Below are 25,679 nucleotides of genomic sequence, written 5' to 3' on the forward strand. Positions count from 1 at the left end.
GGAGGGGCGGCCGGGGCTTTTGCGGACCCTCGGCCCCCCCCCGGGCCCGGTAGTGCCTCAGTTGCTGAGGCATACGACCGACGTCCGAGGCCTCAGCTGCAGGGAGCTGGCCCGGTCGCGGAGGTTCGTCGGCAGCGAGTGCACGGTCGCGCCCGGGTTCACGCAGAACAGGAACCCCGAGTGGTTGGCCCCGTCGTAGTAGTGGCTCTCGCGGTTGCCCGTGGAGGAGTTGCTGGCTGCCCACGAGTTGTTGTCGACGGGGTCGCCGGCTCCGACCCCGTTGCCGCCGCTGAACGTATCGCCGTTGAAGTTGTCGACGGAGTCGAAGTACTGGTGCTTCGACGAGGCCACGCTCGAGAAGAACAAGCAGTGGTTGCCGGGGCTGCAGTTTTCCCCGGCCACCGCCGGCGCTGCCGCGACGGCACTGCCGGCCAATACCAGGCCGGCGAGCACACTCACGTTCCTGACCACGTGTGAGATCCTGCTGCTGTTGTTGTCCATGACCACCCTTTCGAGTCCCTGGCGTCGATCCATGGACCAGACTGTCAGCACTCGACGATCCGGTGAGCGAACTTCGAGCACAATCGAAACGGGGCCCGCCGGTGATCACGATGTGCCGAGGGGACCGGACGTGAGGACCTTCAACCCCAACGGGGTGATGAGGTGCGTCGCGAAGTTCTCCTGGCGGTCGGTCGTGATGAGTCCCGCATCGCGCAGGACGCTCGTGTGGTGGCTGGCGGTGGCCGGTGTGACGCCGGCCTGCCGCGCCAGTCCGGTGGTGGTGCTGCCGTTGACGGCCGCCCGCAGGATCATGGCCCTGGTGGTCCCCAGCAGCGCGCTCACGTGATCGCCACTGCCGGGACCGGCCAGCAGCCGGGACTCGGTCCGGATCGGGAACACCAGCACCGGGCGCAGCAGGGGATCCGCGAGGGCGATCGGATGGTAATGGCAGAAGTAGCCGGGGATCAGCACCAAGCCACGGCCGTCGAGATGCAGGTCGCGGTCGCACGGATAGTCGACCAACAGGATCGGTGGCTGCCAGCTCACGGCCGGTCGGAGCCACCTCAGCAACCCTTCGGGACCCGTCTGGAGGTACCGCTGGATCCCGCCGGCGCAATCGGTACGCAGCCCGTCCCCGATGATCTGCAGGTGCGGTTCGATCAAGGCCCTGAAGTACACGTGCAAGGCGTGCCGCAGATACCGTAGCGCCGCCGACTTCCCGTGCGCGAGGTCGTCCAGCCACCTCGCCCCCGCACTGTCGGCCGGCCGGAGCCGGCCGACCTCCTCACACAGACGACGGGCTGGCGTCGACAGAACCGTTTCGACACCTGCGTCGATGTCGGACACATCCGTTGCGGGAGTGAGAAAATCCGGGAAGTAGACCGCATGCGGCGCAACCGTGATCAGCGCCTGTACGGCCCTCCGCAAGCCACTGTCCTGGCCCGCGCGCTCGCGCACCTGGCGTCGCCAACGGTCGAAGGACAGATCACCGTCCGTGTGCTGCAAGACCTGCACACTGCTGATGATCTCCCACATGAGGTCGATTTCCGGCTTCAGCCGTGTCCGCGCGAGGTCCGCGTCCGTGAAGTGAATACGCAACTGTGGCACGTCGTCCCCCCGGACCCGTCGACACCCGCTGAAGTGCGGTCGATTCTCCTCTGCGGGCTGCCTCCCGACCCATGTCATTCCTCCTCTGTCACCCCAACGCACCAAGGGTGGGTAGCGTCGCGGGTGGGTACTCCGTCCCTGGGAACGGAGCACCCATCAACCGATGTGGAAGTCACCCTGCACGACCGTTCGTGTGAACCGGATCGCCTTGCTTGGCGAGGTGACAGCACAGGCCGGTGCGTGGCCGGTGGACCTCGGCCCCCCGCGGTCGACCTGCTTCGCTTCCGCGCGCTGCGAAACCAGGCCGAGGGCACCAGCGACGACGGTCGCACCGTGGCCCTGCGGAGCAACAGGCTGCCGCGGCGCTCGCGCTGGCCCGTGACCTGCTGAACCGCAAGTAGCGGCGGGGTCAGGAGCGAACTCGGGCTTCAGGCCGGGAGCCGGCTCGGTCTTCGCGGATTCCGGGAACCGGCCCGATGGAGCCGCGTTCCACGAGCCTGGCCGGGAGGGGATCGAGCGGCGCGGTCTGCACCGCCCCGTCGACCAGTGCCGCCAACCGGGCGCCCGCCGCGTAGCCGATGTCGTACGTCGGCTGCGAGACCACGGTGATCGGGGGGCGGACCAGCCGGGCCCACGGCTGGTCGTCGTACATCAGGACCGAGACGTCTTCCGGGATCCGGCGGCCCTGCTCCTGCAGGGCGCCGACGACGGCCAGGCCGATCAGGCTGTCGGACGCGATCAGGGCCGTCGCCGGGTCAGGGCCGGTGAGGAGGTCGGCGACCGCCGCCCCGATCCGGGCTTCCCCTCGTAAACCGGACCGCAGCAAGGAGCGGTCCCAGGTCAGCCCCCGGGTGGCGAAGGCGGCGGCGACCCCGGCCACGCGGGCGGCGACTGGCGACGGCAGGGGAGCGGGGCTGCCCGGGTCGGGATCGTCACCGTCGGCGGTGGTGATGTAGCCGATGCGGCGATGCCCCAGGGACAGCAGCCGGTCGGCCGCCTCCCGGGTGGCCGGCGCGATGTCGGCGACGGCGGCGTCGACGGCCAGCTGCGGCACGGCCCGGTCGAGCAGCACGAGCGGGCGTCCGGCATCGACCACGGCCTGCAGGTGCGCGGTCTCGGTCGTCGATGCGGGGGCGACGATCAGCCCGTCCACCCGCTGGTCCATCAGCATCTCGACCGCGCGCTGTTCGGCCGCGACCCGTTCGCCGGTGTTGGCGAGCACGAGCCCCAGGCCGGACCGCTCGACCGCGTCGGAGATTCCTCGGGTGGCCAGCGAGAAGTACGGGTTCTCGATGTCGCCGACGACCACGCCCACGCTTTGGGAGCGGCCGGTGTTCAGGGCGCGGGCGGGCAGGTTCGGCCGGTAGTTCAGCCGGGCGGCCGCGGCCAGCACCCGCGACCGGACGGCGTCACTCACGGCGCCGTACGCCCCGAGCGCGCGGGCCGCCTGTGCTTTCGACACCCCGGCCTCACGGGCGACGTCGCTCACGGTGTGGTCCCGGTGCTGGTCTGGCTTCGCCAAGGTGCCCTCCTCGCTGCATTCTGCCTCGACGCCGGGAACGCCGGCACCGGGACCCCGGACGTCGGCGCTTGACGTGCGAGCGACGACGACCTAATCTCCGGAAATCCCATTGAGACCGGTCTCAATACAGCCTACCGCATTCGTTGAGACCGGTCTCAATACGTTGAGACCCAAGGACGGGGCCCGTGTCTGCTACCCCTCGCAAGTCGCTTCTGGCCGTGCTGATCGCCTTCGTCGCCGTGCTCGGGCTGGCCGCCTGCGGCAGCGGCTCCTCGGCCACCGGGGCCGGTAACCCGTACGGCCTGATCACGCCCGGACAGCTGCGCGTCGCCAGCCTCGGCGACGCCAAGCCGTACACCTTCACCGCCGCCGACGGCCAGTTCACCGGCTTCGACGTCGAGCTCTTCCGCGATGTCGCCAAGCGGATGGGGGTGACCGACGTCGTGTTCACCGGCCAGGACTTCTCCGCCATCCTGCCGGGTGTGGCCAACGGCCAGTTCGACACCGGCGTCGCCGCGATCGGCATCACCGACGCGCGCCGGAAGACGGTCGACTTCAGCACCGGCTACCTGGCCGGCTACCTCACCGTGATCACGACCAAGAACTCCGGCATCACCTCGGCGGACGGGCTGGCCGGCCGGCGGCTGGGCGTCGTCCAAGGCTCGCTGCAAGAGGCGTACGCGGTGAAGCACTTCCCGCGGACCGATCTCGTCCGCTTCCCCGACAACAACGCCGCCGTCTCGGCCCTCACCCGCGGCTCGGTCGACGCCCACTTCCTCGACTACGAGGCCGCGAAGTCCTACATCACGCAGTTCGGCCTGGCCAGTGCCGCCGACATCCCCTCGTTCGACGCCCCGGCCGGTTTCGCGATCAAAAAGGGCCACACCGCCTTGAAGGACGCCCTGAACAAGGGGCTCGTCGCCGCGATGGAGGACGGTACCTGGAAGAAGCTGTACGAGAAGTGGTTCCCCGGCTCGCCGATGCCCAAGCAGTACCTGCCGGGCGGCGACCACACCGGCGTGCCGGCCGCCCAGTGAACCCGGCCGCACACCGAAAGGGGCTCCCATGGACTGGCTGAACGACCTGATCCGCACCTTCTTCGACTTCCCGGCCATGGCCGAGGTGCTGCCGCAGATGCTGACGGTCGGCCTGGTCAACACCTTGATCATCTCGGTCGCGGCGACGGCGATCGGGCTGGTCCTCGGCATGCTCTTCGCGATCATGGGGATCTCCGCATCGCCGTGGCTGCGGATCCCGGCCCGGATCGGCACCGACCTCTTCCGCGGGCTGCCGGCGATCCTGACCATCCTGCTGATCGGCCAGGGGTTCGCCCGGCTGAGCCAGTCCCTGTTCGGCCCGTCGCCCTACCCGCTGGGGATCATCGCGCTCAGCCTGATCGCCGGCGCCTACATCGGCGAGATCTTCCGGGCCGGCATCCAGAGCGTCGAGAAGGGCCAGCTCGAAGCCTGCCGGGCCCTCGGCATGAACTACGCCAAGGCCATGCGCCTGGTCGTCGTGCCGCAGGGCGTGCGGCGGGTGCTGCCCGCACTGGTCAACCAGTTCATCGCGATCATCAAGGACTCGAGCCTGGTCTACTTCCTCGGCCTGCTGTCCGGTGAGCGCGAGCTGTTCCGGGTGGGGCAGGATTCCGCGATCCTCTCGGGCAACCTGTCCCCGCTCGTGCTGGCCGGGCTGTTCTACCTGGTCATCACCGTGCCACTCACCCACCTGGTCAACCACTTCGACCACCGGTTCCGCACTGGCCGCCGCAAAGCCGCTCCGGTCAGCGGCCTGAAGGAACTCGACGAGCTCGACGGCCGCGCCGTCGCCACCGGGAGCAAGGCATGAACCAGACTTTGTCCAAAGTGGATAGTGGGACCACCTTCCACGGCTCCAGCCTGGAACTGACGGGCCTGTCGATGGCCTACGGCAGCTTCGACGTCGTCCGGGACGTCAGCTTCGCGGTCGCGCCGGGCAGCACCACCTGCGTCATCGGCCCGTCCGGCTCGGGCAAGTCCACCCTGCTGCGCGGCATCAACCGGCTACACGAGCCCAAAGGCGGTGAGGTGCTCCTCGCGGGCGCGGCGACCTCCACCATGGTGCCGGAAAAGCTGCGGCAGCGGATCGGGCTGGTGTTCCAGCACTTCAACCTCTTCCCCGACCACACCGCGCTCGACAACGTCGCCCTGGCGCTGTGGAAGGTCAAGGGCCTGTCCCGCGCGGCGGCGCGGGAACGCGCCGCCCGGAGCCTGGCCGAAGTCGGGCTCGCCGAACGGGCCGAGCACCGGCCCCGGGACCTCTCCGGCGGCCAGCAGCAGCGCGTCGCCATCGCCCGGGCCCTGGCGATGGAACCCGAAGTCATGCTGTTCGACGAGGCCACCAGCGCGCTGGACCCGGAACTGGTCAAGGGCGTGCTCACCCTGATGGCCGGACTGGGCGAGCGGGGCATGACCATGGTCGTGGTCACCCACGAAATGGGCTTCGCCCGTCGGGCCGCCGACCAGGTGGTCTTCATGGACGAGGGCGAGATCGTCGAACGCGGGACACCCGGCGACCTCTTCGAACGCCCGCAGAGCCCGCGGCTGCAGCGGTTCCTCTCGGAAGTCCTCTGACCGACCGCCATTCCCCTCGGCCGCGAACCTCGCGACCCTCCTGAAAGGACTCTTTTTCCCGATGCGCAGTACCCAAGCTCCCGTTGTCGTCGTCGGCGGCGGCATCCTCGGCATCTCCACCGCCCGCCACCTCGCCCGCGCCGGGGCCCCGGTCACCTTGGTCACCGAGGGCGAGCTGACGAGCAACGCCTCCGGGCGCTCGCTGTCGTGGCTGAACTCCGCGGGCCCGCGCAGCGAGGAATACCACCGGCTGCGGATCGCCGGGATCGACCGCTACCGCACCCTTGCGACCCGGCAGCCGGGCGTGGACTGGCTGCGGTTCGACGGCGGCCTCGCCTGGCTCCCCGAGGATCGCGCCCCCGAGCTGCGGCAGCAGCACGAGCACGAGCTCGCCCACGGCTACGAAAGCCACTTCCTCGACCCTGGCGGGGCCGCGGCGGCCGTCCCCGGCGTCGATCCGGCCGCGGTGCCGCCGACCGGCGCCGTCTGGAACCCCGGCGAGGGCTGGGTGGACCTGCCCAGCCTCGCCGAATTCCTGATCAAGGACTTCGCCGAGCACGGCGGGCAGCTGCTGACCCACGCGGGGCCCGCCGAGGTGGTGACCGCGGACGGCGCGGTGGCCGGCGTCCGCACCGCCGCGGGTGAGCTGCACCCCGCCCGAGCGGTCGTGCTGGCGACCGGACCCGCCGTGCCCGCGATGGCGTCCCGGCTCGGCGTCCCGGTTCCGGACGCGACACCCGTTTCCCTGCTGGTGACGACAACACCGGTGGACACGCCGCTGCGCGCGGTCCTCAACACGCCACGGGCCTCCCTCCGGCCGACGCCGCACGGCGGGCTGGCGGTCGACGCGGACTGGACCACCGCGAGCATCCGGCCGGCCGGCGACGGATTCGACGTCCCCGCCGAAATCGTGGCCGAACTGCTGGCGGAGGCGTCCCGGCTGCTGGCGGGCCACCCGCACCTGACGGCCGCCCACCACGCGATCGGCCCGAAGCCGATCCCCGGCGACGGCGACCCCGTCCTCGGCCGCACCGACGAGATCGCCGGTCTGTACCTCGCCTTCACCCACAGCGGCGCCACGCTCGCGCTGATCGCGGGCGAGCTGCTGACGTACGAGATCACCACCGGCACCCCGCACCCGATGCTGGCGCCGTTCAACCCCCGCCGGTTCCGGTAGGGGAAGGTGCGCGTCCTGATCGGCCTTACCCGGAATGGTCGCTCAGAACCAATGCCGCCGTGACATTGTCACGAGCATTCTGGACCGACCACGTCGATGACTCCGCCATGCGGGGTGGGGCTCGTGGCGAGGGAAACGGGCGGACGGGCACTCGTCGTGCTGTCAGCGCAGGTCACCGAGCACGTGTCGTTCGGCCGGCTCGCGCGGCGCAGCACGCCGATCTGCGCTACCTACGGCACCTCGTGGCGCTGCACACTCCGGGCCGGCGGACGCCGGTATGGAGGCGTCGGCGGGAAGTCCGTCCGGAGGGCGCCCGCGATCGGTCCGAGGTCGACGCCCGCGACGGTTCGGCACATTCACACGGCAGCCGGTGCCGGTCGGATGTGGCTGGTTCGGACCGCGCCATGATTCACTGGTAACCGGAACACCCCGTCCGGAACTGGAGGCGAGACACGTGCGCACCGACGCGAGCCAGAACCGTGCGCGAATTCTGGACGCTGCGCGGGAGCTGTACGCGGCAAAGGGCCTCGACGTCACCATGCGGGCCGTCGCGAGGCGCGCCGGGCTCGGGGTGGCCACTCTCTACCGGCATTTCCCGGACCGGGAGGCGTTCGTCGTCGCGGCCTTCGAGCACGAGCTGGCCGACTGTGGCCGGCTGAGCGAGGAGGCGCTCGCCGACCCTGATCCGTGGCGGGCATTGCGCGGCGTGGTGGGCCACGTCGTCCGCGCCCAGGCCGGCCACCGGGCCTTCCCCTGGGGGTTCCGTGCGGAGTCGCTGGACGAGGTGGAGATGGGCGAAGCGCGGGCGCGGGCGATGGACAACATCAACGAGCTGGTGCGCCGGGCACAGGAGAGCGGGGACCTACGGGCCGACTTCTCGCCCAGCGACCTCGCCTTGCTCGTTCAGGCCAGCGACAGTCTCACGGCGACATCTCCCGCCGCGGCGCGCCGTCTGGTCGCCTACCTCCTGCAGTCGTTCTCCGCCCGCACCGCGCCGCTGCCCGCTCCCGCGCCGGCCTCACTATTGGGTGCCGACTTCGCCTGAACGTCATTCGAGAAGCTTCCGCGCGGAGGATTCTCACTTCTCCCGGATCAGGCGGATTCCCGCATCGCGCGGTTAGCGTTCTTCTCATGAAGATCACCGCTCAGGAGCAAGAAGACCTGGTCAAGGGGTGCGCGGAAGTTCTTGCGCGCGTGCGGGCGCTGCGCACCGAAATGAGTGACAACGGCGTGCGCACCGACGCCGGCGGGACCGACGTGGCGGAGAACATGCGGTTGCTCGGCGAGGCGGGCGTGAACCGCCTCAGTGTGCCCGCCGAGTACGGCGGTCTGTGGGCCGCGGGCATGTGGAGCGGCTGGCGTGACACGACGGAGGTGCTGGTGGAGATCTCCGCCGCCGACGGTTCGACCGGTATGTGCTGGACCAACAACGGGCTCCACCCCCGCCGCCTGTTCACCGCCGACCTGCCGCGCGAGACCAAGGAGCAGCTGGCCGACGAGCTGATCAACGACGGCAGGCGCCTGGTCTCCTCCAACTCCGAGGCCGGCGCCAAGGGCCCGGTGACCGGCCGGCGGGTGCCGGGAGGAGTCGTGGTCAGCGGCACCAAGACGTTCAACACCAACAGCGGCGGCGGGGGCCGGGATCTCCTCATCGTCGGATTCGCCCTGCTGGGGCCCGACGCGGACCCCAAGACGGCGACGCGGCACGAAGCACTCGTCCGGCTGAACGCGCCGGGTGTGCGGCAGGCGCACGACTGGGACAACATGGGCCAGCGCGGCACCCACAGCCAGACCATCACCTACCAGGACGTGTTCGTCCCCGACGGATGGTTCTTCGCTTCGACGCTGACGGACCCGAACGCGTTCGGCGCGGGCATGCTGTTCCACGCGGCGCTGATGCAGGGCATCGGAGAGGGCGCTTTCGAGGCCGCGATCGGCTACCTCCGCAGCTTGAACCGGGGGAGCACGCCGAGGTTCCCCACCGCGCTGGAGGACCCGCTGATGCACCGGCAACTCGGCGAGATGTCCAGCGAACTGGCCGCTGCCCGGGCGTACCTGCTGAGCGTGGCCGGATGGCTGGAGGAACCGGACGCCGATCCGCAGACGATCACGATTCACGGGTTCCGCTCGAAGGTCGCGAGCAACCGGGTGAGCCTGGACGTGTCCGGGCGGATCCACGACCTGACCGGTGCCCGCAGCACCGCCAATCGGTACCGGTTCGACCGGTTCTGGCGCAACGCCAGGACCTTCGCCACGCACGACTCGATCGACGCGAAGAACGCGCTCATCGGAGCGTACGAACTCTCGGGCGAGTTCCCGGACGTCCTGGACTACTTCAGGATCTGAGGGTGAACGAGAAGATGGATCCCACCGTTCTGCGTGCTGCGTTCGCGTGCTTTCCCAGCGGAGTCACCGCCCTGTCCGGGCTGGTGTCCGGCAAGCCGGCGGGGATGGCGGTCAGCTCCTTCGCCTCGATTTCCCTGGAACCGCCGTTGATCGCCGCCTCGATCCAGCGCGCGTCCACCACGTGGCCGATTCTCCGCGACGCCCCGGCGCTCGGAGTGAGTGTGCTGGCGGAGCACCACGGGGAGGTGAGCAGAGGGCTGTCGGGCCCCGGGGACCGGTTCGCGGAAGTGGACTGGACGGCGTCGGAATCAGGGGCGGTCTTCATCCCGGGGGCGACCGCGTGGTTCGACTGCACCCTGCACCAGGAAGTGCCGGCGGGCGATCACGTGATCGCCCTGCTGAAAGTGACGGCAGTCGAGTTCCGGCGATCCTCCCGTCCGCTGGTGTTCCACGGAGGCGGCTTCCGAAAACTCGCCTGAACCGGACCCGCGGCGTCTGCCTGGGGGAGCAGGCGTTGCAGCACGGCGGTCGGCTCCTCGACGTCCGGCGAGCGGCCGCGTCCGCTGTGCTTGTGCGCAGGCCCGTACGAAACAAGTTCTTCATGCTGTTGTCGAACGTCCCCCGCAGTGCGGGAGGAAACCGCCGATCTTGGAACACTTCCCCCATGTTGGGGTGTCTGTCGGAAAAAGGTCAACAATTTCCTCGATCGCCGGATCGAGTGAATTTGGGGCGTGGCTCGTGGAATGAATGGTCGGCGATTGGGTGACGGCTTCGAAGCCGTATCGGAGCATGTCGGCCTCGTAGCGTGCGACGGCAGCGCCGCGACACGCGGTTCTGCCGCCGGTGCGATCAGCCGGGCAGGGTCGAACTGCGGGCGACGAACTTGGCCTGCAGCTCGACGTGGTGGGGGCGGCGGGCTCGGCCGCGGTCCGCGATGCGGTCGAGCATCTGGCGGCCGGCGCGGGTGCCGAGCTCGTAGGTGGGCTGCTCGACGACTGTCAGCTCCGGCCGGACGAGGGTGGTCCACGGCTCGTCGTCGAAGCCGATGAGGGACAGATCGCCGGGCATCCGCAGGCCGCGGTCCTGGACCGCCCGGTAGGCGCCGGTGGCGAGCACGTTGTCGGTGCAGTCGAGCGGCTGGTCCCGGACTTCGAAGCGGCGACGCAGGTCCCGTTCGGCGACCTGGTGGCGGCCAAGCAGGGCCGGCTCGGCACCCCGCAGGACATCGCGGAGGTGACGGCGTTCCCGGCGTCGGACCGGGCGAGCTGGATCACCGGCAGCCACTACGTCCTCGACGGCGGGCTGACCGCGTCCCTGGTGTGAACTCCTCGAGGCCCGGCCGGTCCGCGACGAACCGGCCGGGCCTCGCGTATTTCACCGGTCTTCCGGTCCGTGCTGCACGAACGAGTCAATGACACGCGGTCAGCGGCCTGCGGAGGTCACTCGATGGTGTCAGGAGGTGGAAAGCCGGACCAGCCCGGCAGTAATTTCTGCTCCCGCGCGGCGTAGAACGCTGCCCTGGCCACGGGGCACCTCCGCGGCGGCACGGGCCAGTGCCCTTGAGCCACCGCGAATCGGCGGTCGTGCGGAAACGGAAATGGGAGTCGACTGCAGAGTGACCGTCACCGAAGAGATCACCACGCTTCTGCACCGCAACTTCGGCATTGAACCGGAGGCCGTGCGGATCGAGGCGTCGTTGCACGACCTGGGGATGGATTCTCTTGCCCTGGAGGAATTGCGCGTCCTGCTCGAGGAACGCCTGGACATCGACCTCGAAGACGTCCAGCTGACCTCCCGGGAGACCGTGGGGCAGCTGGCGACGGCGGTCGACGAGAAGACCGCCCGGTGACGCCGCGTCCGGCTGCGGCGGTGACCGGGCTGGGCCTGGTCACCGCGGCGGGCGTCGGTGCCGGCGCCGCGTGGCAGGGGGTGACCCGGTCCGGAGCCCCCTCCGGCGTCCGCCACCGGGCGGAACTGCAGGGGCTGTCCTGCGATTTCCTCTACACCATCGACGATCTCGACACCGAGAGCGTGCTGGGCGTGCCGGCCCTGCGGATGATGGACCGGTTCTCCCAGCTCGCCGTGATCGCGGCCCGGGAGGCGGTGGCCGACGCCGGTCTCGACACCTCGGTCTGGGAAACGGACCGGGTCGCGGTCGTCATCGGGTCCGCCCACGGCGGCCTTCCGTTCTACGACCGGCAAAGCGCCGTCCTCGCGGAGAAGGGCGTCCGGCGGGTCTCGCCGAAACTCGCGCCGATGACCACGGTGAACAGCGCCGCCAGCAGCGTGTGCATGGACCTCGGCGCCAGGGGACCGAGCCTGAGCGTCTCCACCGCGTGTTCTTCGGGCACGGTCGCGATCGGGACCGCGCTGCAGCTGCTGCGCGGCGGAGCGTGCGACATCGTCATCGCCGGCGGCGCCGAATCCGTGTGCTCCCGGTTGCTGATCGCCAGTGCCTGCCAGATGCGGGCGGTGTCCACTCGCCGGGACGATCCGGCGACGGCGTGCCGCCCGTTCGACGCCGACCGCGACGGGTTCGTGGTGGGGGAGGGCGCCGGTCTCGTCGTGCTGGAGCGGCCCGAGCACGCCGCGGCGCGCGGCGCGCGGATCCGGGCGGGCATCGCGGGCTACGGCGCCTCCAGCGACGCGTACGCGGCCGTGGCGCCGGATCCCGGAGGTGCGGGGATCGAGCGGGCGCTGCGGACCGCACTGGCCGACGCCGGCGTGGCGGCGGCCGACGTGGGCCATGTCAACGCCCACGGCACGTCCACCGTGATGAACGACCTGATCGAGGCCACCGTGCTGCACCGGGTGCTCGGCGACCGGCCGCTGGTGACGTCGACCAAGGCGATGACCGGGCACGCGCTCGGCGCGGCCGGCGGCATCGAAACCGCGCTCACCGTGCTGGCCCTCGAGAGGCAGCTGGTGCCGCCCACCGGCAACTTCCGGACGCGGGACATCCGGATCCCGGTCGACGTCGTCGCGAAGGAAGCCCGGCCCGCCGCGTTCGAGTGCGCGGTCAAGACGTCGATGGGCTTCGGCGGTCACAACGCCGCGCTCGTCCTCACGAAGAGCTGCTGAGCCCGGCCCGGAGCAGAAGGAGATCATGCGCGAGGAAGTCGTCCGCCCGCTGACGCTCGGCGGAACCCGGTTCAGCTACCGGCTCCTCCGGCACCCCGACCCCCGGACGGAACCGGTGATCGTGCTCGGTGGCGGGTTCCAGGGCAGCCGGGGCTGGCCGCTCATGGAGGACCGGATCGCCCCGGTGGCGGACTTCGTGACGGCGGACCTGCCCGGCGTGGGCGAGTCCGATTCCCTGCCGCCCGGGGCCGGGACGGAGTTCGCGGGCGCCGCGGTCGACCGGATCCTCGACGACCTCGGCGCGCCGCGCGTCAACCTGTTCGGCTACTCCTACGGCGCGGAACTGGCCTACGGCTGCGCGCAGCGCAACCCAGGCCGTATCGCGCGGCTGATGCTCGGCGGCGTGGTTTCGCACACCAGCGACGCCCAGCGGGAGTCGTTGCGGCTGGCGGCCGGTCACCTGGAGCGGGGCGACACCGAGAACTTCGCCGCGGTGGCCGCGGGGATGCAGCTGTGCCTCGACGAAGACCGCCACATCCCCCGCCGTTCGCTGGTGTACCGCTACGTCAAGCGCTCGATGCAGCACGTCGCCGTCCACGTGCCCGACGTGCTGGCGTACCTGCAGCGGTCGCTGATCAGCAGCCCGTCCTTCGACGGCGGCCTGTCCGGGGTGCCGGCCCTGGTGTTCACCGGCGAGCATGACTCCATCACCGTCCCGGACCGGCAACGCGCCTTCGCGGCCACGATCCGGGGCAGCCGCTTCGCCGCCATCAAGGACTCCGACCACTGGGTCGTCCTGGAACGCGCGGCCGACGTCGCCGACCTGACCCTGCGCTTCTTCACCGACCAGTCTTGGGACGCTGCCCCGTACGTGGTGCCTCCGCCTTCGTGAGCGCGTCCGCGGTGAGGGTGAGGTGCCGGGTCAGCACCTCGGCCGCGGCGTCCGCGTCGCGGGCCAGTGCCGCCTCCTCGAGCCGGCGGTGCTCGGCGAGGTGATCCCGGCCGGGGCCGTGGTGCGCCGACCAGCGGCGCGCCAGTTCGCTCGCGGCCCACAGCCGGTCGAACGTCTCCAGCAGGACCGGGTTTCCGCAGCCCGCCAGCAGCGTGCGGTGGAACACCCGGTGGGCTTCCGACCACGCTTCGCTGTAGTACTCGCCCTCCTCGGGGACGAACGCCGGGGTGCGGGCCAGCCGGTGGCGGGCGGCCCGCACGTCGGCCTCCCAGCCGACGTCGCCGCGTTCGACGGACAGGCGCAGCACCATCGGTTCGATGGTCCGGCGGGCTTCCGCGATCTCTTGCCAGCGGCGGTGGGAGAGGGCCGGGACGGCGAAGCCGCGGTTGGGCAGCCGGTCGGCGAGTCCGTCGCCGACCACGCGCACGAGCGCCTCCCGCACCACGGCCAGGCTGACGCCCTGCTCCTGGGCGAGGTTCTGGGGTTTGAGCGGCGCACCGGGGGCGTGGTCGCCGCGCATGATCGCGGCCCGGATGTGGGCGTAGACGCGTTCGGAGAGCATCCGCGGCGACGGCGCGTCGGCTGGGGGAGTGGTCCGAGTCACCCCAAAAGCATAGACGATCGTGGCGATAATCGATTATTGCCGATATCGTCGATTGGGCGGCGGCTCTCCGCCCCGCGGCACGATCCGAGAGGAACGCTTTGAGCGTCAACGATCCCTTCGCCCGCCTGCCCGAGGCGGCGTCCTTCACCGTCACCAGCACCACCATCACCGACGGCGATGTCCTGCCGCCCGGGCAACTGTCCGGGCAGGACACGTCCCCGCAGCTGTCGTGGAGCGGCGCCCCGCACGGCACCAAGAGCTACGCCGTCACCGTCTACGACCCCGACGCCCCCACCGGGTCCGGGTTCTGGCACTGGGCGGTCGCCGACATCCCCGCCGCCGTGACCGAACTTCCCGAGGGAGCCGGCGACGACACCGGCTCCGGCCTGCCGCCGGGGGCGTTCCAGCTGCCCAACGACGCCCGCACGGCCCGGTTCCTCGGCGCCGCGCCGCCGGCCGGCCACGGCCCGCACCGCTACTTCGTCGTGGTGCACGCCCTCGACGTCGAGACCATCGGCGTCCCCGCCGACGCCACTCCGGCCTACCTCGGCTTCACCATGGCCTCGCACACGCTCGGCCGCGCGGTCCTCGTCGCGACGGCGGAAACGCCGGCGGCCGAACGCCTCGAGGTTTCCCGGCTGATCCCCGCCTCGGCCGGCGCCGTCTTCGCGGTGCTGACCGATCCGAAGGGCCACGTCGACATCGACGCGTCGGGAATGCTCATGGACGCCGAAGGAGACCGCGTAACGCGGTCCGGTGACCGGTTCCGGGTGCACATGGACCGCGAAGCCCTGGGAGACTTCCCCCTGGGCAAGTACCAGGTCGAGGTGGTCATCACCACGCTCGTCCCGGACGAGGAAATCGCGTGGACCGTGGAAGCCGGGCGCGGGCCCCACGTCCGGCACATCTACGGCTACCGGCTCGAACCGGCCGAGGGCGGCACCCTGGTCACGTCGTACTACGACTGGTCGCAGATCGACGAAGGGTGGAAGCGGCGCGCCGTCTTCCCGATCGTGCCCGAGTCCGCCCTCAAGGCCACGCTGGGAATCCTCGAACGCACCGTCCGCCGTCGAGGCCGTTAAACGTCACTTTCGGCTGATTCTCCGCCGGATTTCGAATTGCTGGCCGTCGCGATCTTGCCGACACTCGGGGAATGGAGAAGACGGCTTCCGAACCCGAGACGCTGCCTGAGTCCGACGTCCGCTTCCCGATCGTCCTGCGCGGCTACGACCGCCGGCAGGTGGACGAGTACGTGCGGGTCGCGGAGAAGCGCGTGGACCGCCACGAGAAGGCGCGGCGGCTCGCGGAGCGCCGGCTGGCCAAGGCCCAGGTGCCCGCGCCCCGCGCCCCGGAACCGGACGACCCGGCCGGATTGGGCCGGCGGATCGAGAAGATCCTCCAAGTCGCGAAGGCCGAGGCCGCGGAGATCAGGGAACAGGCCCGCAAGGAGGGCGAGGAACTCCGGGCGGCCGCGGAGAAGGCGGTCGCCGAGGCGGAGGCGGCTCGTGCGGAAACCGAGCGCGCGGCCCAACGGGAAGCGCAGCTGATCCTTTCCCGCGCGGAAGAGGAAGCTGCGACAATCCGGGCGACCCACCGGGCGGTGCTGACCCAGCTGGGCCAGATCGCCGTCGTGGTCGACGAGGTGCGCGACCGGTTCGGCACCGAGGCGGAAGAGGAGAGCCCGGCCTCGGTGCCGGAAGACTCGGAGGTGGTGTCGTCGCTCGCGTGATCCGCGACTGGTTCACCACCGTCGGAGACAAACTGCCCCAGGCGCTGCGCGAGGAGTTCGACGTACTGGCCCGGCACCTGGGCTAACCCCGAACCTCGTGGATGGAGCCGGAAGCACTTCCAAATCCCCCGCCTGGCTCCATCCACGGTTCCACCTTCGCTCGCCCCGCACGATGGAGACCCGATGACCGCTGTAGCGCCCAAGCCGATCGCCACGCGCCCCTACCCGGCGCGCGAGCCCGGGAAGGGGTCACTGCTGCTGCGTCTGTTCCGCACCACCGATCACAAGCAGATCGGGTTGCACGGGCGGCATCCGCCGCCTCGTTGGCGCGACGCAACGCCGTCAGGACGATGGCACGGCAGTTGCTCGCCGTGAGCAACACGAGGCTCGGCACGGCAGCGCCGGTGTCGAGTCGAGTCGAGTCGAGTCGAGTCGAGTGAGGATAGCCACCGCCTCCTCGGCGAGGGGCAGCGCCGCATCCGAGTCACTGGTGGTGAACCGGCTCAGCGCCGCATTGTTCAGTGCGAGGGGCAGCGCCTCGGAGCGCTCTGCCGAGACCGAGCTGCCCAGGCCGCGCAGGATGGCGATCGCCTCCTCTGTCAGGCTCGCTGACTCAGACTGGCGGCCGGCCGAGTTCAGGTCGGTGGCGAGGTTCATCAGCACGGTTGCGAGCTGCGCGTCGAAGACGCCGGGATTTTCGGCCCGCATCGCGCGGTACAAGTCGAGTGCGGCGGTTCCGACCTCGATCGCTTCGGGCCCGCGGCGGGCCCGCCATAGCGCGATATTCAGATCGACCAGGACCTCGGCCAGTGTGTGACGGAAACGCGCAGGGTTGCCGTCGGATAACCGGTTTGCTTCCTGTACGGCAGGGTCACGCCGTAGCCCTCGGAGAACCGGGAGTCCACCGAGGCGAGCGCATCCTGTATTGCGCTGGCGCGCCGGGTGGCAGCCATCGCTGCTTCCGGTCCGATCGACGTGCCCCAGCACGACGCCGAGCTGGTTCCAGGCCGCGGCGAGTACCGGTAGAAAGGCGAAGGGCTCCGACTCGTCCAGCGCCTCGTACGCCGCAACCGCTGCAGCGCGGGGACCTGCTGATCGTCGACCAGCGCCGCGTCGCCCACGGCCGGACCGCTCTCGGCCGCCAGGACGGCGTCGCGCCGGCCGCGCGGCGGCTGCTGTGCCAGGCCAAGGCCCGGTTCGACGCGGCCGCCCCGGTGCACCAGGTGGCGGGTCTGCGGAGCGCGGCGTGACCGGCCGGGCGGTCGACGTCGCCGTCGTCGGGACGGGGTGGTCGGGCTGGCGGCCGCGCACGAACTGCTCGCCCGCGGCCTGAGCGTCGCCGTGCTCGGCCCGCACCCCGCTGCGGCACCCGGGCAGGCCAGCGCGGCGGCGGCGCGATGCTGTCGACCTTCTCCGAGGTCGACGCGGCCCAGTTCGACGAGCGAGTCGCGCTGGAGGTCGGCCAGCGGCTCAAGGCGAGCGCCCGGTACCCGGCGTGGCTGGACGGTCTCACCGCCGCGTCCGGCCACGCGCCGGTTCCGTTGGCGGCCAGCACGTGGGTCGTGGCCAACGACGCCGACCTGGCCGCGATCGCGCGGGCTGCCCGCTCGGCGAGCCACCCGGCCGAGCTGCACCACGGTGCCGCCGTCGACGGGCCCCGGTTTCCAGCTTACCGGGGGCCACCGGCAGTTCCTGGAGGGACGACGGGCCGGGGTCGCATGTGGACGATCGCTGGCGGCTGGCGCAGCTGACCGTGAACTACCGCACCCCCGCGGAGATCATGGCCGCCACCGCACCCCTGTTCGCCGCCCACCACCCCGGTCTCCGGCCGCCGCGATCCGTCCGCGAAGCCGGCGAACACCCGTGGCGCCGGCGCACCACGCTCGCTGAGCTGCCCGGTGTCCTTTCCGGCATCGCCGCCGACCACGGGACGGCCACCTCGCGATCATCGCCCCGGCGGCGCACCACGCCCGGATCACCGCGGCCGTGCCGGTGCGCACGCCACCCGACCTCACCGACCCCGTCGTGGTGCTGACGCCCGGGCAGGCCAAGGGCCTGGAGTTCGACGCCGTGATCGTCGTCGACCCGGCCGAGATCCTCGCCGCCCCGTTGGGGGACAACGATCTCTGCGTCGCCATGACCCGCGCCACGCGGCACCTGGGAATCGTGCACCCCGGCCCGCCACCCGCCGTGCTGGCCGACGTCCGGGAACGCTCCCACTGACCGATCCGCCCTTGTGGTCCAGACCCCGGAAGCCCTACGGTCGACAGGAGTCCGGGTCGTCGCGGGGGAGGAGCCTCGGATGTGGGGAACGGTTCTGGCGAGCGCACTTCTGCTGACCGGCGGCACCCCCGCCGTGGCGGACGCCGGCTGGTCGCCGTCCCCGATCGTCTGGACGGACTGCCCCCTTGACCCGGACAGCCCGCCACCGGACGGCGAATGCGGGACGCTGCAGGTGCCGCTGGACTGGAACCGGCCGTCGGGACCGACGATCTCCCTCGCCGTGGCCCGGCACCGGTCCACGGATTCCGCGCACCGCATCGGGGTGCTGCTGGCCGATCTCGGCGGGCCGGGCTCGGCGAGCACGGAATTCGCGCTGACGCCGGGTTTCTTCAGCCCGGAGGTTCAGGCCCGGTTCGACGTCGTGGGCTTCGACGTCCGCGGCACCGGCCGCAGCGCGTTCATCGAGTGCCCGGACACGGGCCGGGCACCGAGTGACGAGCCCGCAGGCCAGGCCGAGTTCGCCGCGCTGCAGGCCTACAACGAGAAAGCGGTCTCCGGCTGCCGCGCCGCCAACCTCCCGATCTTCGACCACGCGAACACCGCGGACAACGCCCGGGACATGGACGCCCTCCGCCGCGCGCTGGGCGAAGCCCGGATCAGCTACCTCGGCATCTCCTACGGGACGCTGCTCGGCCAGCAATACGCCGAACTGCACGGTGACCGGGTGCGGGCATTGGTGCTCGACAGCTCCATCGACCACAGCGCCGGCCTCGAGCGATTCCTGGGCGATCGGGCCACCGCCGCGGACGAGGCGTTCGGCCAGTTCGCCGCGTGGTGCGACAGGGATACGACCTGCGCGCTGCACGGCCAGGACGTTTTCGACGTCTGGCGGAAAGCCCTCGCGGTGACCTCCGGAGAGCCGCGGAATCAAAATGATCTGCGCGACCTTGTGCTGAAGAGCTTCTACCGCCCGGACTGGGCCTACGCGGCCCAGTTGATCGCCGACACCGCGGCCGGGAACCCGCCGGTGACCGCGCAGTTCATCTTCAACTACCCCTCGATCCGCCTCGCGGTCATGTGCCAGGACTTCGACCTCAGGATCCGGAGCTTCGCGCAGTACACAGCGTTGCACGCCGGAGAACTGCGCCGCGGACCGCTCATGCGCGGCAGCACGCTGAGCCACAGCGAAGCGATGGCCTGCCTGGGCATCCAGGGCCCGCCGGCGAACCCGCCCCACCGGCTGAGCATCCCGCGGGCGCCGCGAATCCTGATGCTGAACTCCCGGTACGACCCGGCGACCCCGTACGCCTGGGCCCTCGCCGTCCACCGCCAGGCACCGGCGAACACGACGCTGCTGACGTACGAGGGCGCGGGCCACGGGGTCTACCCGCGGAACACCTGCACCCGGTCGGCCGTGGACCGCTACCTGCTGACGCTGGCGGCACCCCCGCACGACGTCAGCTGCCCGGCCTGACCGCCACTACCGGTACTCGGGTGTCCAGCGCGCCTCCCGCACCGCCTTCGCGACTTCGTCCTCGCTCTTCCACGGCGCGACGCCGTCTTCGACAGCCTGGACGGCGACGGCGGTCGCGATCCGGGTCGCGATCTCCGGGACGTCGTCCCACGCCGGCAGCAGCGGCTCGTCCGGGTCGGCCAGCGCCGGGGACACCTCGCCCAGTGTCTTGGCCGCCACCCGCATCATCCCGTCGGTGACCCGGGTGGCGCCCACAGCCGTCACCACCAGACCCACCGCGGGGAAGATGTCGACGTTGTTGCACTGCGCGACCCGGCGTTTCCGCCCGTGCCGCTCGACCGGCGCGAACGGTGAGCCGGTCGCGACGAGGGCCCGCCCGGACGTCGTTCGCGATGCGCGGCGAACACGGGTCGTCCGGCGAGCGGCCGGTCGAGACCGCGGGAGAGGGGCCGGCGAAGGCATCGACGAGACGGTGCTGCGTCTGGCGGACATCGACGGGAGCCTGGTGGTGACCCGGCCGCTGCTGCCGTTCACCCCGGTCGAGTTCGCCCGGGCCAAGGCGGTTCTCGACCTCCGGCGCCACCTCGCCGGCCCGCCGACGCCCACGGCGGGCCCGGTCTCGGCACCTGGCCGCACCTGACCGGCGGCGCCCTGCTCCACCCGGCTCTTGGTCTCCGCCGTCGGACCGCAACCACCACCTTCTGCGTGAGGGTCAGATCCTGTTGGCGGACGAGCTGACCATCGAGGAGGTCGGCGGCACGGTTGAGCGGCTCGCGTGCCCGAAGTGTGAGGGTGGGCTGGGCGTGCCGGACCCGGGCGGGCAAGGTTGCCGCGAACTACCACGCCGCGCGGTTCATGGTCGTGCTCGCGAGGAGCTCGCCTTCGCGGCACCGCCGGACCGCGGCTCCGGCCGAACGTGGATGGCCCGGCCTGCCGGTCGCTGCGGCCGCGCCGCCGGCGGCCCCACCGCGCCGGTCGGATCGGCTACGCCCGCCGCGGCACCGAACGCAGGAGCCGGCCGGCTCGACGCGCGCACTCCACCCGGTGTTCTCCGGGAAGAGCCAGCGCCGGCCCAAGGTGTGGCCCGAGTGCGGCAACGCCCTCGCCTCGGCTCGCGAGATTCGCCAGGCCGGCTGCGGTCAGCGCCACTCGGTACGCGTTGCCTTCCCGACGGCCGGCAAACGCCGTGCCCGCCACGCGCCCGGACTCGATTGCCCCATCGGTAGTCGTCGGGCATGCTGCCGGCATGGCGTATGGCACCGTCGAGTTCTTCAAACCAGAGAAGGGCTGGGGAGCGATCGCCTCGCCAGACCTGCCGGCGGACTGCGACGCATGGGTCCACTTCAGCGCGATCGAGATGGACGGCTTCCGCGTCCTGGAAGCCGGCTACCAGGTCGAGTTCGACTACGAAGCCGCCCAGCAGGACAGCTTCCGCTTCCGCGTGACCCGCGTCCGCAAAGTCTGACCCTCGTCCACGATGGAGCGTGCCTATCTGCCCGGCCGGCGACCTGGTCAACGCGTTCACCCGGCTGACCGCGCTACGCGACCGATCACCTGACCACCGGCTCACGTCCCGACGAGCAGCCGAACGGTCGGCGAAGGGTTGAGTCCGGCTTGACGGCCGCCGCCGCGAGCCCCAGCGTCTCATCGGGGACTCCCTGCGAAAACCTTCCCGTTACATCTTGACGCGGCCGACGTCATCGTTCAGAGTCCAATGGTGCGTTCAGTCACACCGCCGTTGGCTATCTGACACCCATACCCCTCATATTCCTGCGCAGATCGCTCTCGAAAATGTTAGCGCTAACACGACGACTCGGGGCGCCGGCGTCGTCGGGATCCGCACCGATGCGGAACCCTCCTGAAAGGACAGGTGCTCATGCCGGTTGGGTTCGTGCGGGCCGCGAGGTGGCGTGGTCGGTGGCGGTCGGGGTTGGCCGCTGCGATAGCTGTCGTGATCGCAGGTGGGCTGCTCACTGGGGTCCCCACGACTGCGTCGGCTGCCACTGTGGACACGGCTGCCTGGTATGTCCTGGTGAACCGCAACAGTGGCAAGGCCCTCGACGTCTACAACTTCTCCACCGCCGACGGCGCCAATGTCGTCCAGTGGGCCCGTACCAACGCCGGCAACCAGCAGTTCCAGTTCGTGGACTCCGGCGACGGCTACTACCGGATCAAGGCGCGGCACTCGGGCAAGGTGATCGACGTGTCGAGCTGGTCGACAGCCGACGGTGCCGCAGTCCACCAGTGGACCGACGGCAACGGCGCCAACCAGCAGTTCCGGCTGGCCGACTCCGACAGCGGCTACGTCCGCCTGATCAACCGCAACAGCGGCAAGGCCGTCGAGGTCCAGAACGCGGCGACCAACGACGGCGGCAACGTCGTGCAGTACAGCGACTGGGGCGGCAGCAACCAGCAGTGGCAACTCGTCCGCGTCGACGGCGGGACCGGCTCCGGTCCGTGTGACATCTACGGTGAAGGTGGTACGCCCTGCGTGGCGGCGCACAGCACGACGCGCGCCCTCTACAGCGCCTACAACGGAGACCTGTATCAGGTCAGGCGCGCAGACAACACAACCCGCAACATCGGCGTACTGACCCCTGGCGGCGTCGCCAACGCGGCGGCCCAGGACTCTTTCTGCGCCAACACCACCTGTGTCATCACGGTCCTGTTCGATCAGTCCGGGCATGGCAACGACCTGTGGTACCAGGGTTCCAGCGTGGTCCCAGGCTCAGCACAGAGCCGCCCGGCGGTAGCGACCACCGAATCGCTGACGGTCGGTGGCAGCAAGGCCTACTCGCTGTACATCAACCCCGGGACCAGCTACTGGCGCGACGGCCACCTGACGGGGGTCCCGACGGGCAGCGCACCCGAGGGCATGTACATGGTCACCAGCGGTACGCACGTCAACAGCGGCTGCTGCTTCGACTACGGCAACAGCGAAACCACCCGCAAGGCCGACGGGCCAGGTGCCATGGACGCCATCTACTTCGGGACGAGCTGCTGGTTCGGCGGCTGCTCCGGAACCGGACCCTGGGTACAGGCCGACCTCGAATGGGGCCTGTTCCCAGGTGGCAGCAGCACGTGGAACCCGAACCAGCAGGCGTTCACCAGCAAGTTCGTCACGGCGACGCTCAAGAACAACGGGACGTCGCGATTTGCGCTCAAGGGCAGCAATGCCCAAGCCGGAAACCTGTACACCCTATGGGACGGCGCGCTTCCCAACGAGCCCAACGTATACAGCCCGATGAAGAAGCAAGGCGCCATCGTCTTGGGAAGCGGCGGCGACTGCTGCTCACCCGAGGTAGGCAATATCAACGACAGCGCGGGCACGTTCTACGAGGGTGCCGTGGTCTCGGGCTACCCGTCGGATGCGACCGAAAATGCGGTCCAGGCGAGCATCGCCGCCGCCGGCTACCGATGAACCAGACCCGGCAGCCGGCCTGACAGGGACAAGCGGTGCCGCCGCTCTGCGACGGCGGCGCCGCTTCGCCCAGATGTGGCGATAAACCAGCGCAGGGTGAACCACGGGCAGTTGTCCGTGCGCGGGTGTCGTCGGCGTGCGTGCCGACATGCGGCCCGTCTCATGTCGGCGGTTCCCATTGATGGAAGGGAAGATGCTATGTCGGTTGGGTTTGCGCGGGCCGCGAGGTGGCGTGGTCGGTGGCGGTCGGGGTTGGCTGCTGCGGCCGTCGTGGCAGTCGTGGGTGGGCTGCTCACGGTGGCCACGACGCCGGCGGAGGCCACCACAGTGGACACCGCCGCCTGGTACGTACTGGTCAACCGCAACAGTGGCAAGGCCCTCGACGTCTACAACTTCTCCACCGCCGACGGCGCCAATGTCGTCCAGTGGGCCCGTACCAACGCCGGCAACCAGCAGTTCCAGTTCGTGGACTCCGGCGACGGCTACTACCGGATCAAGGCGCGGCACTCGGGCAAGGTGATCGACGTGTCGAGCTGGTCGACAGCCGACGGTGCCGCAGTCCACCAGTGGACCGACGGCAACGGCGCCAACCAGCAGTTCCGGCTGGCCGACTCCGACAGCGGCTACGTCCGCCTGATCAACCGCAACAGCGGCAAGGCCGTCGAGGTCCAGAACGCGGCGACCAACGACGGCGGCAACGTCGTGCAGTACAGCGACTGGGGCGGCGCCAACCAGCAGTGGCAACTCGTCCGCGTCGACGGGGGCACCGGCACGTGCGCTCTTCCGTCGACGTACCACTGGACATCGACCGGCCCGCTGGCGAGCCCGAAGGCGGGGTGGGCCGCGCTCAAGGACTTCACCAACGTCGTCTACAACGGACAGCACGTCGTCTATGCCACGTCGCACAACACCGTCGCCGGACAGGAGGGGCGCTGGGGATTGATGAGCTTCAGCCCCTTCACGAACTGGTCCGACATGGCCACCGCCACCCAGAACACGATCCCCTTCGATGGCATCGCGCCGACGCTGTTCTACTTCGCCCCGAAGAACATCTGGGTGCTCGCCTACAACGGGGGCTGGCCGTACACCTTCTCCTACCGCACCTCGAGCGACCCCACCAACCCCAACGGCTGGTCCGCGCAGCAGGAGCTGTTCACGGGCAGCCTCCCGGTTGGGGGCCCCCTCGACGTGACCATCATCGGCGACGACGCGAACATGTACCTGTTCTTCGCCGACGACAACGGCGGCATCTACCGGTCCAGCATTGCCATCGGGAATTTCCCGGGCAGCTTCGGTTCGTCGTTCACGAAGATCATGAGCGACACGCCGCTCAACCTGTTCGAGGCGCCGGAGGTCTACAAGCTCCAGGGTCAGAACCAGTACCTCATGATCGTCGAGGCCCAGAATTACACAGGGTATGGCCGCTACTTCCGCTCGTTCACGGCCACCAGCCTCGGCGGCACGTGGACACCGCAGGCCGACACCGTGACCAACCCCTTCGCCGGCAAGGCCAACAGCGGCGCCACCTGGACCAACGACATCAGCCACGGCGATCTGGTGCGCACCAATCCCGACCAGACCAAGACCGTCGACCCGTGCAATCTCCAGTTCCTCTACCAGGGGCGCGACCCCAGCACCGACGGCACGGACTACGGCATCCTGCCGTACCGGCCGGGCGTACTGACATTGCAGCGCTAGTGTCCTGCGTCTGAAGTCCGTTATCTAAATTGTAGGATGCGGTGATGGCGGGTCGTGGACGGTCCAAGGTCGAGCTGATCCTCAGCGATGACGAGCGTGCGACGTTGCAGCGGTGGGAGCGGCGGGCGAAGTCTGCGCAGTCGCTGGCGTTGCGGTGCCGGATCGTGCTGGCGTGTGCGGAAGGCTTGTCCAACACCGAAGTTGCGGATCGGCTCGGGATTCACCGGATGACGGTGGGTAAGTGGCGGTCCCGGTTCGTCGCGCAGCGACTGGACGGGCTGGTCGACGAGGACCGGCCCGGCCGGCCGCCGTCGATCACGCTGGAGAAGGTCGAGGACGTGATCGTGACAACGCTGGAGCAGACGCCCCGCAATGCCACGCACTGGTCACGCGCGTCGATGGCCGAACGGGCCGGGTTGTCGAAGTCGACGATCGGGCGGATCTGGCAGGACTTCGGGCTCAAGCCCCACCTGAGCGATACGTTCAAGCTGTCCACCGATCCGCTGTTCGTGGAGAAAGTCGTCGATGTGGTCGGGTTGTATCACCATCCGCCGGAGCGGGCGGTGGTGTTGTGCACCGATGAGAAGAGCCAGGTTCAGGCGCTGGATCGGTCCCAGCCAGTGCTGCCGATGATGCCGGGCATGCCCGAGCGGCGCAGCCACGACTACGTCCGGCACGGCATCACCACCCTGTTCGCCGCGTTCAACACCGCCGACGGCACCGTGATCAGTGAACTGCACCGCCGGCACCGGGCGACCGAGTTCAAGAAGTTCCTCACCACGATCGACAAGACCGTCCCCGCCGGGCTGGACATCCACCTGATCTGCGACAACTACGGAACCCACAAAACCCCGGCGATCAAGGCATGGCTGGCCAAGCATCCCCGGGTGCATATGCACTTCACCCCGACCGGATCCAGCTGGATCAACCAGGTCGAACGCTGGTTCGCGTTCCTCACCGATCAGCTGATCCGCCGCGGAGTCCACAAAAGCGTTACAGCGCTGGAGAAGGACATCCGCGACTGGATCAAGACCTGGAACGAGAACCCCCGCCCCTTCGTCTGGCGCAAGACCGCCGAAGAGATCATCGACTCGCTCGCACGATATTGCCAACGAATTTCAGGCGCAGGACACTAGATGTATGAGGCCACGACGTTGGTGACGCCTGCGTGGAGCCGAGAAGCTGGTGGCTGATCTCCGGCGGCGGTGTGTGGTCGATGGTAGTTGTAGTGC

General features: G+C 70.0%; 27 protein-coding genes and 2 pseudogenes. 21 read left to right on the plus strand and 8 right to left on the minus strand.

Features of this window, described 5'->3' with window-relative positions:
• Positions 1-57: 57 nt before the first annotated feature.
• From AB0F15_RS40535 to AB0F15_RS40545, 3 genes are all read right to left on the minus strand, one after another.
• Positions 58-471 (minus strand): hypothetical protein, encoded by a 414-nt coding sequence (locus tag AB0F15_RS40535; RefSeq protein WP_360282403.1) that lies wholly within the window; start codon positions 469-471, stop codon positions 58-60.
• Positions 472-606: 135 nt separating this feature from the next.
• The gene (locus AB0F15_RS40540) at positions 607-1,608 is read right to left on the minus strand and encodes a winged helix-turn-helix domain-containing protein (RefSeq protein ID WP_360282405.1); all 1,002 of its coding nucleotides are present in this window, start codon (positions 1,606-1,608) and stop codon (positions 607-609) included.
• A 409-nt stretch (positions 1,609-2,017) separates the two neighbouring features.
• Positions 2,018-3,130 carry a LacI family DNA-binding transcriptional regulator gene (locus AB0F15_RS40545; RefSeq protein ID WP_360282407.1) on the minus strand — a complete coding sequence of 371 codons (1,113 nt, stop codon included), beginning with the start codon at positions 3,128-3,130 and terminating at the stop codon, positions 2,018-2,020.
• 185 nt (positions 3,131-3,315) lie between these two features.
• Here AB0F15_RS40545 and AB0F15_RS40550 point away from each other — a divergent pair, with 185 nt between their 5' ends.
• The 7 genes from AB0F15_RS40550 (at position 3,316) to AB0F15_RS40580 (ending at position 9,744) form a co-directional block, all read left to right on the plus strand.
• Entirely contained in the window at positions 3,316-4,167 is an 852-nt protein-coding gene (locus AB0F15_RS40550; protein ID WP_360282409.1) for an ABC transporter substrate-binding protein, read from the plus strand.
• Positions 4,168-4,195: 28 nt separating this feature from the next.
• Positions 4,196-4,978, plus strand: a complete 783-nt coding sequence (locus AB0F15_RS40555; RefSeq protein ID WP_360282411.1) for an amino acid ABC transporter permease — start codon at positions 4,196-4,198, stop codon at positions 4,976-4,978.
• A complete protein-coding gene (locus AB0F15_RS40560; protein WP_360282413.1) occupies positions 4,975-5,742 on the plus strand; it encodes an amino acid ABC transporter ATP-binding protein in 768 nt (255 codons plus the stop codon). Before AB0F15_RS40555 ends, AB0F15_RS40560 begins: the two co-directional genes overlap by 4 nt.
• Positions 5,743-5,803: 61 nt before the next feature.
• On the plus strand, positions 5,804-6,919 hold the full coding sequence (locus AB0F15_RS40565; RefSeq protein ID WP_360282415.1) for an FAD-binding oxidoreductase: 1,116 nt from the start codon (positions 5,804-5,806) through the stop codon (positions 6,917-6,919).
• A gap of 454 nt (positions 6,920-7,373) precedes the next feature.
• Positions 7,374-7,964, plus strand: a complete 591-nt coding sequence (locus tag AB0F15_RS40570; RefSeq protein ID WP_360282417.1) for a helix-turn-helix domain-containing protein — start codon at positions 7,374-7,376, stop codon at positions 7,962-7,964.
• 86 nt (positions 7,965-8,050) lie between these two features.
• Positions 8,051-9,265 (plus strand): acyl-CoA dehydrogenase family protein, encoded by a 1,215-nt coding sequence (locus AB0F15_RS40575; RefSeq protein ID WP_360282419.1) that lies wholly within the window; start codon positions 8,051-8,053, stop codon positions 9,263-9,265.
• Positions 9,266-9,279: 14 nt separating this feature from the next.
• Positions 9,280-9,744 carry a flavin reductase family protein gene (locus AB0F15_RS40580; protein ID WP_360282421.1) on the plus strand — a complete coding sequence of 155 codons (465 nt, stop codon included), beginning with the start codon at positions 9,280-9,282 and terminating at the stop codon, positions 9,742-9,744.
• A gap of 370 nt (positions 9,745-10,114) precedes the next feature.
• Here the strand turns inward: AB0F15_RS40580 and AB0F15_RS40585 are convergent, their stop codons facing one another.
• Entirely contained in the window at positions 10,115-10,381 is a 267-nt protein-coding gene (locus tag AB0F15_RS40585) for a substrate-binding domain-containing protein (protein WP_360282452.1), read from the minus strand.
• A 12-nt stretch (positions 10,382-10,393) separates the two neighbouring features.
• Between AB0F15_RS40585 and AB0F15_RS40590 the strand changes: the two are divergent.
• The 4 genes and pseudogenes from AB0F15_RS40590 to AB0F15_RS40605 form a co-directional block, all read left to right on the plus strand.
• Positions 10,394-10,588, plus strand: a pseudogene (locus AB0F15_RS40590) (SDR family oxidoreductase); the annotation flags it as partial.
• A 292-nt stretch (positions 10,589-10,880) separates the two neighbouring features.
• Positions 10,881-11,114, plus strand: coding sequence for a phosphopantetheine-binding protein (locus AB0F15_RS40595; RefSeq protein ID WP_230468822.1), 234 nt, complete (start codon positions 10,881-10,883; stop codon positions 11,112-11,114).
• A complete protein-coding gene (locus AB0F15_RS40600; RefSeq protein ID WP_360282424.1) occupies positions 11,111-12,346 on the plus strand; it encodes a beta-ketoacyl-[acyl-carrier-protein] synthase family protein in 1,236 nt (411 codons plus the stop codon). Before AB0F15_RS40595 ends, AB0F15_RS40600 begins: the two co-directional genes overlap by 4 nt.
• Before the next feature lie 25 nt (positions 12,347-12,371).
• Entirely contained in the window at positions 12,372-13,238 is an 867-nt protein-coding gene (locus tag AB0F15_RS40605; RefSeq protein ID WP_360282426.1) for an alpha/beta hydrolase, read from the plus strand.
• Here AB0F15_RS40605 and AB0F15_RS40610 read toward each other — a convergent pair.
• Positions 13,186-13,860, minus strand: coding sequence for a GntR family transcriptional regulator (locus tag AB0F15_RS40610; protein ID WP_360282454.1), 675 nt, complete (start codon positions 13,858-13,860; stop codon positions 13,186-13,188). The genes AB0F15_RS40605 and AB0F15_RS40610 overlap by 53 nt on opposite strands.
• Before the next feature lie 140 nt (positions 13,861-14,000).
• Between AB0F15_RS40610 and AB0F15_RS40615 the strand changes: the two genes are divergently transcribed.
• Together AB0F15_RS40615 and AB0F15_RS40620 are read left to right on the plus strand one after the other, a co-directional pair.
• Positions 14,001-14,984 carry a YbhB/YbcL family Raf kinase inhibitor-like protein gene (locus tag AB0F15_RS40615; protein WP_360282428.1) on the plus strand — a complete coding sequence of 328 codons (984 nt, stop codon included), beginning with the start codon at positions 14,001-14,003 and terminating at the stop codon, positions 14,982-14,984.
• Positions 14,985-15,055: 71 nt separating this feature from the next.
• Complete coding sequence (locus tag AB0F15_RS40620) at positions 15,056-15,631, plus strand: hypothetical protein (protein ID WP_360282430.1); 576 nt, start codon at positions 15,056-15,058, stop codon at positions 15,629-15,631.
• 342 nt (positions 15,632-15,973) lie between these two features.
• On the opposite strand, the gene AB0F15_RS40625 is transcribed toward AB0F15_RS40620, so the two are convergent.
• Positions 15,974-16,618 (minus strand): hypothetical protein, encoded by a 645-nt coding sequence (locus tag AB0F15_RS40625; protein ID WP_360282432.1) that lies wholly within the window; start codon positions 16,616-16,618, stop codon positions 15,974-15,976.
• 410 nt (positions 16,619-17,028) lie between these two features.
• Here AB0F15_RS40625 and AB0F15_RS40630 point away from each other — a divergent pair, with 410 nt between their 5' ends.
• From AB0F15_RS40630 to AB0F15_RS40640, 3 genes are all read left to right on the plus strand, one after another.
• Positions 17,029-17,382: a hypothetical protein gene (locus AB0F15_RS40630; protein ID WP_360282434.1), complete on the plus strand. Its 354-nt coding sequence runs from the start codon at positions 17,029-17,031 to the stop codon at positions 17,380-17,382.
• Positions 17,383-17,617: 235 nt separating this feature from the next.
• Positions 17,618-17,854 (plus strand): ATP-binding domain-containing protein, encoded by a 237-nt coding sequence (locus tag AB0F15_RS40635; protein WP_360282436.1) that lies wholly within the window; start codon positions 17,618-17,620, stop codon positions 17,852-17,854.
• A gap of 79 nt (positions 17,855-17,933) precedes the next feature.
• The gene (locus AB0F15_RS40640; protein WP_360282438.1) at positions 17,934-19,328 is read left to right on the plus strand and encodes an alpha/beta hydrolase; all 1,395 of its coding nucleotides are present in this window, start codon (positions 17,934-17,936) and stop codon (positions 19,326-19,328) included.
• Positions 19,329-19,334: 6 nt separating this feature from the next.
• On the opposite strand, the gene AB0F15_RS40645 is transcribed toward AB0F15_RS40640, so the two are convergent.
• The gene (locus tag AB0F15_RS40645; protein WP_360282440.1) at positions 19,335-19,820 is read right to left on the minus strand and encodes a malic enzyme-like NAD(P)-binding protein; all 486 of its coding nucleotides are present in this window, start codon (positions 19,818-19,820) and stop codon (positions 19,335-19,337) included.
• Between AB0F15_RS40645 and AB0F15_RS40650 the strand changes: the two genes are divergently transcribed.
• From AB0F15_RS40650 to AB0F15_RS40670, 5 genes are all read left to right on the plus strand, one after another.
• The gene (locus AB0F15_RS40650; RefSeq protein ID WP_360282442.1) at positions 19,801-19,968 is read left to right on the plus strand and encodes a hypothetical protein; all 168 of its coding nucleotides are present in this window, start codon (positions 19,801-19,803) and stop codon (positions 19,966-19,968) included. The genes AB0F15_RS40645 and AB0F15_RS40650 overlap by 20 nt on opposite strands.
• A gap of 606 nt (positions 19,969-20,574) precedes the next feature.
• Positions 20,575-20,793 (plus strand): cold shock domain-containing protein, encoded by a 219-nt coding sequence (locus AB0F15_RS40655; RefSeq protein ID WP_360282444.1) that lies wholly within the window; start codon positions 20,575-20,577, stop codon positions 20,791-20,793.
• 411 nt (positions 20,794-21,204) lie between these two features.
• A complete protein-coding gene (locus tag AB0F15_RS40660) occupies positions 21,205-22,749 on the plus strand; it encodes an arabinofuranosidase catalytic domain-containing protein (protein ID WP_360282446.1) in 1,545 nt (514 codons plus the stop codon).
• Between the two features lie 198 nt (positions 22,750-22,947).
• On the plus strand, positions 22,948-24,447 hold the full coding sequence (locus AB0F15_RS40665) for a non-reducing end alpha-L-arabinofuranosidase family hydrolase (RefSeq protein WP_360282448.1): 1,500 nt from the start codon (positions 22,948-22,950) through the stop codon (positions 24,445-24,447).
• A gap of 44 nt (positions 24,448-24,491) precedes the next feature.
• A complete protein-coding gene (locus AB0F15_RS40670; RefSeq protein WP_360282450.1) occupies positions 24,492-25,583 on the plus strand; it encodes an IS630 family transposase in 1,092 nt (363 codons plus the stop codon).
• Here AB0F15_RS40670 and AB0F15_RS40675 read toward each other — a convergent pair.
• A pseudogene (locus tag AB0F15_RS40675) lies at positions 25,580-25,679 on the minus strand (IS481 family transposase); the annotation flags it as partial. The gene AB0F15_RS40670 and the pseudogene AB0F15_RS40675 sit on opposite strands and share 4 nt — an antisense overlap.

It is taken from the genome of Amycolatopsis sp. NPDC026612 (genome assembly GCF_040638285.1).
Classification (GTDB): Bacteria; Actinomycetota; Actinomycetes; order Mycobacteriales; family Pseudonocardiaceae; genus Amycolatopsis.

What these genes read in the sequence shown, in the direction of transcription:
- AB0F15_RS40655 (WP_360282444.1), top strand. Translation starts at nt 20,575, where the DNA reads ATGGCGTATGGCACCGTCGAGTTCTTCAAACCAGAGAAGGGCTGGGGA.
- AB0F15_RS40555 (WP_360282411.1), top strand. Translation starts at nt 4,196, where the DNA reads ATGGACTGGCTGAACGACCTGATCCGCACCTTCTTCGACTTCCCGGCC.
- AB0F15_RS40660 (WP_360282446.1), top strand. Translation starts at nt 21,205, where the DNA reads ATGCCGGTTGGGTTCGTGCGGGCCGCGAGGTGGCGTGGTCGGTGGCGG.
- AB0F15_RS40580 (WP_360282421.1), top strand. Translation starts at nt 9,280, where the DNA reads ATGGATCCCACCGTTCTGCGTGCTGCGTTCGCGTGCTTTCCCAGCGGA.
- AB0F15_RS40665 (WP_360282448.1), top strand. Translation starts at nt 22,948, where the DNA reads ATGTCGGTTGGGTTTGCGCGGGCCGCGAGGTGGCGTGGTCGGTGGCGG.
- AB0F15_RS40640 (WP_360282438.1), top strand. Translation starts at nt 17,934, where the DNA reads ATGTGGGGAACGGTTCTGGCGAGCGCACTTCTGCTGACCGGCGGCACC.
- AB0F15_RS40605 (WP_360282426.1), top strand. Translation starts at nt 12,372, where the DNA reads ATGCGCGAGGAAGTCGTCCGCCCGCTGACGCTCGGCGGAACCCGGTTC.
- AB0F15_RS40645 (WP_360282440.1), bottom strand. Translation starts at nt 19,820, where the DNA reads ATGTCCGCCAGACGCAGCACCGTCTCGTCGATGCCTTCGCCGGCCCCT.
- AB0F15_RS40560 (WP_360282413.1), top strand. Translation starts at nt 4,975, where the DNA reads ATGAACCAGACTTTGTCCAAAGTGGATAGTGGGACCACCTTCCACGGC.
- AB0F15_RS40670 (WP_360282450.1), top strand. Translation starts at nt 24,492, where the DNA reads ATGGCGGGTCGTGGACGGTCCAAGGTCGAGCTGATCCTCAGCGATGAC.
- AB0F15_RS40565 (WP_360282415.1), top strand. Translation starts at nt 5,804, where the DNA reads ATGCGCAGTACCCAAGCTCCCGTTGTCGTCGTCGGCGGCGGCATCCTC.
- AB0F15_RS40575 (WP_360282419.1), top strand. Translation starts at nt 8,051, where the DNA reads ATGAAGATCACCGCTCAGGAGCAAGAAGACCTGGTCAAGGGGTGCGCG.
- AB0F15_RS40620 (WP_360282430.1), top strand. Translation starts at nt 15,056, where the DNA reads ATGGAGAAGACGGCTTCCGAACCCGAGACGCTGCCTGAGTCCGACGTC.
- AB0F15_RS40630 (WP_360282434.1), top strand. Translation starts at nt 17,029, where the DNA reads ATGCTGTCGACCTTCTCCGAGGTCGACGCGGCCCAGTTCGACGAGCGA.
- AB0F15_RS40610 (WP_360282454.1), bottom strand. Translation starts at nt 13,860, where the DNA reads ATGCTCTCCGAACGCGTCTACGCCCACATCCGGGCCGCGATCATGCGC.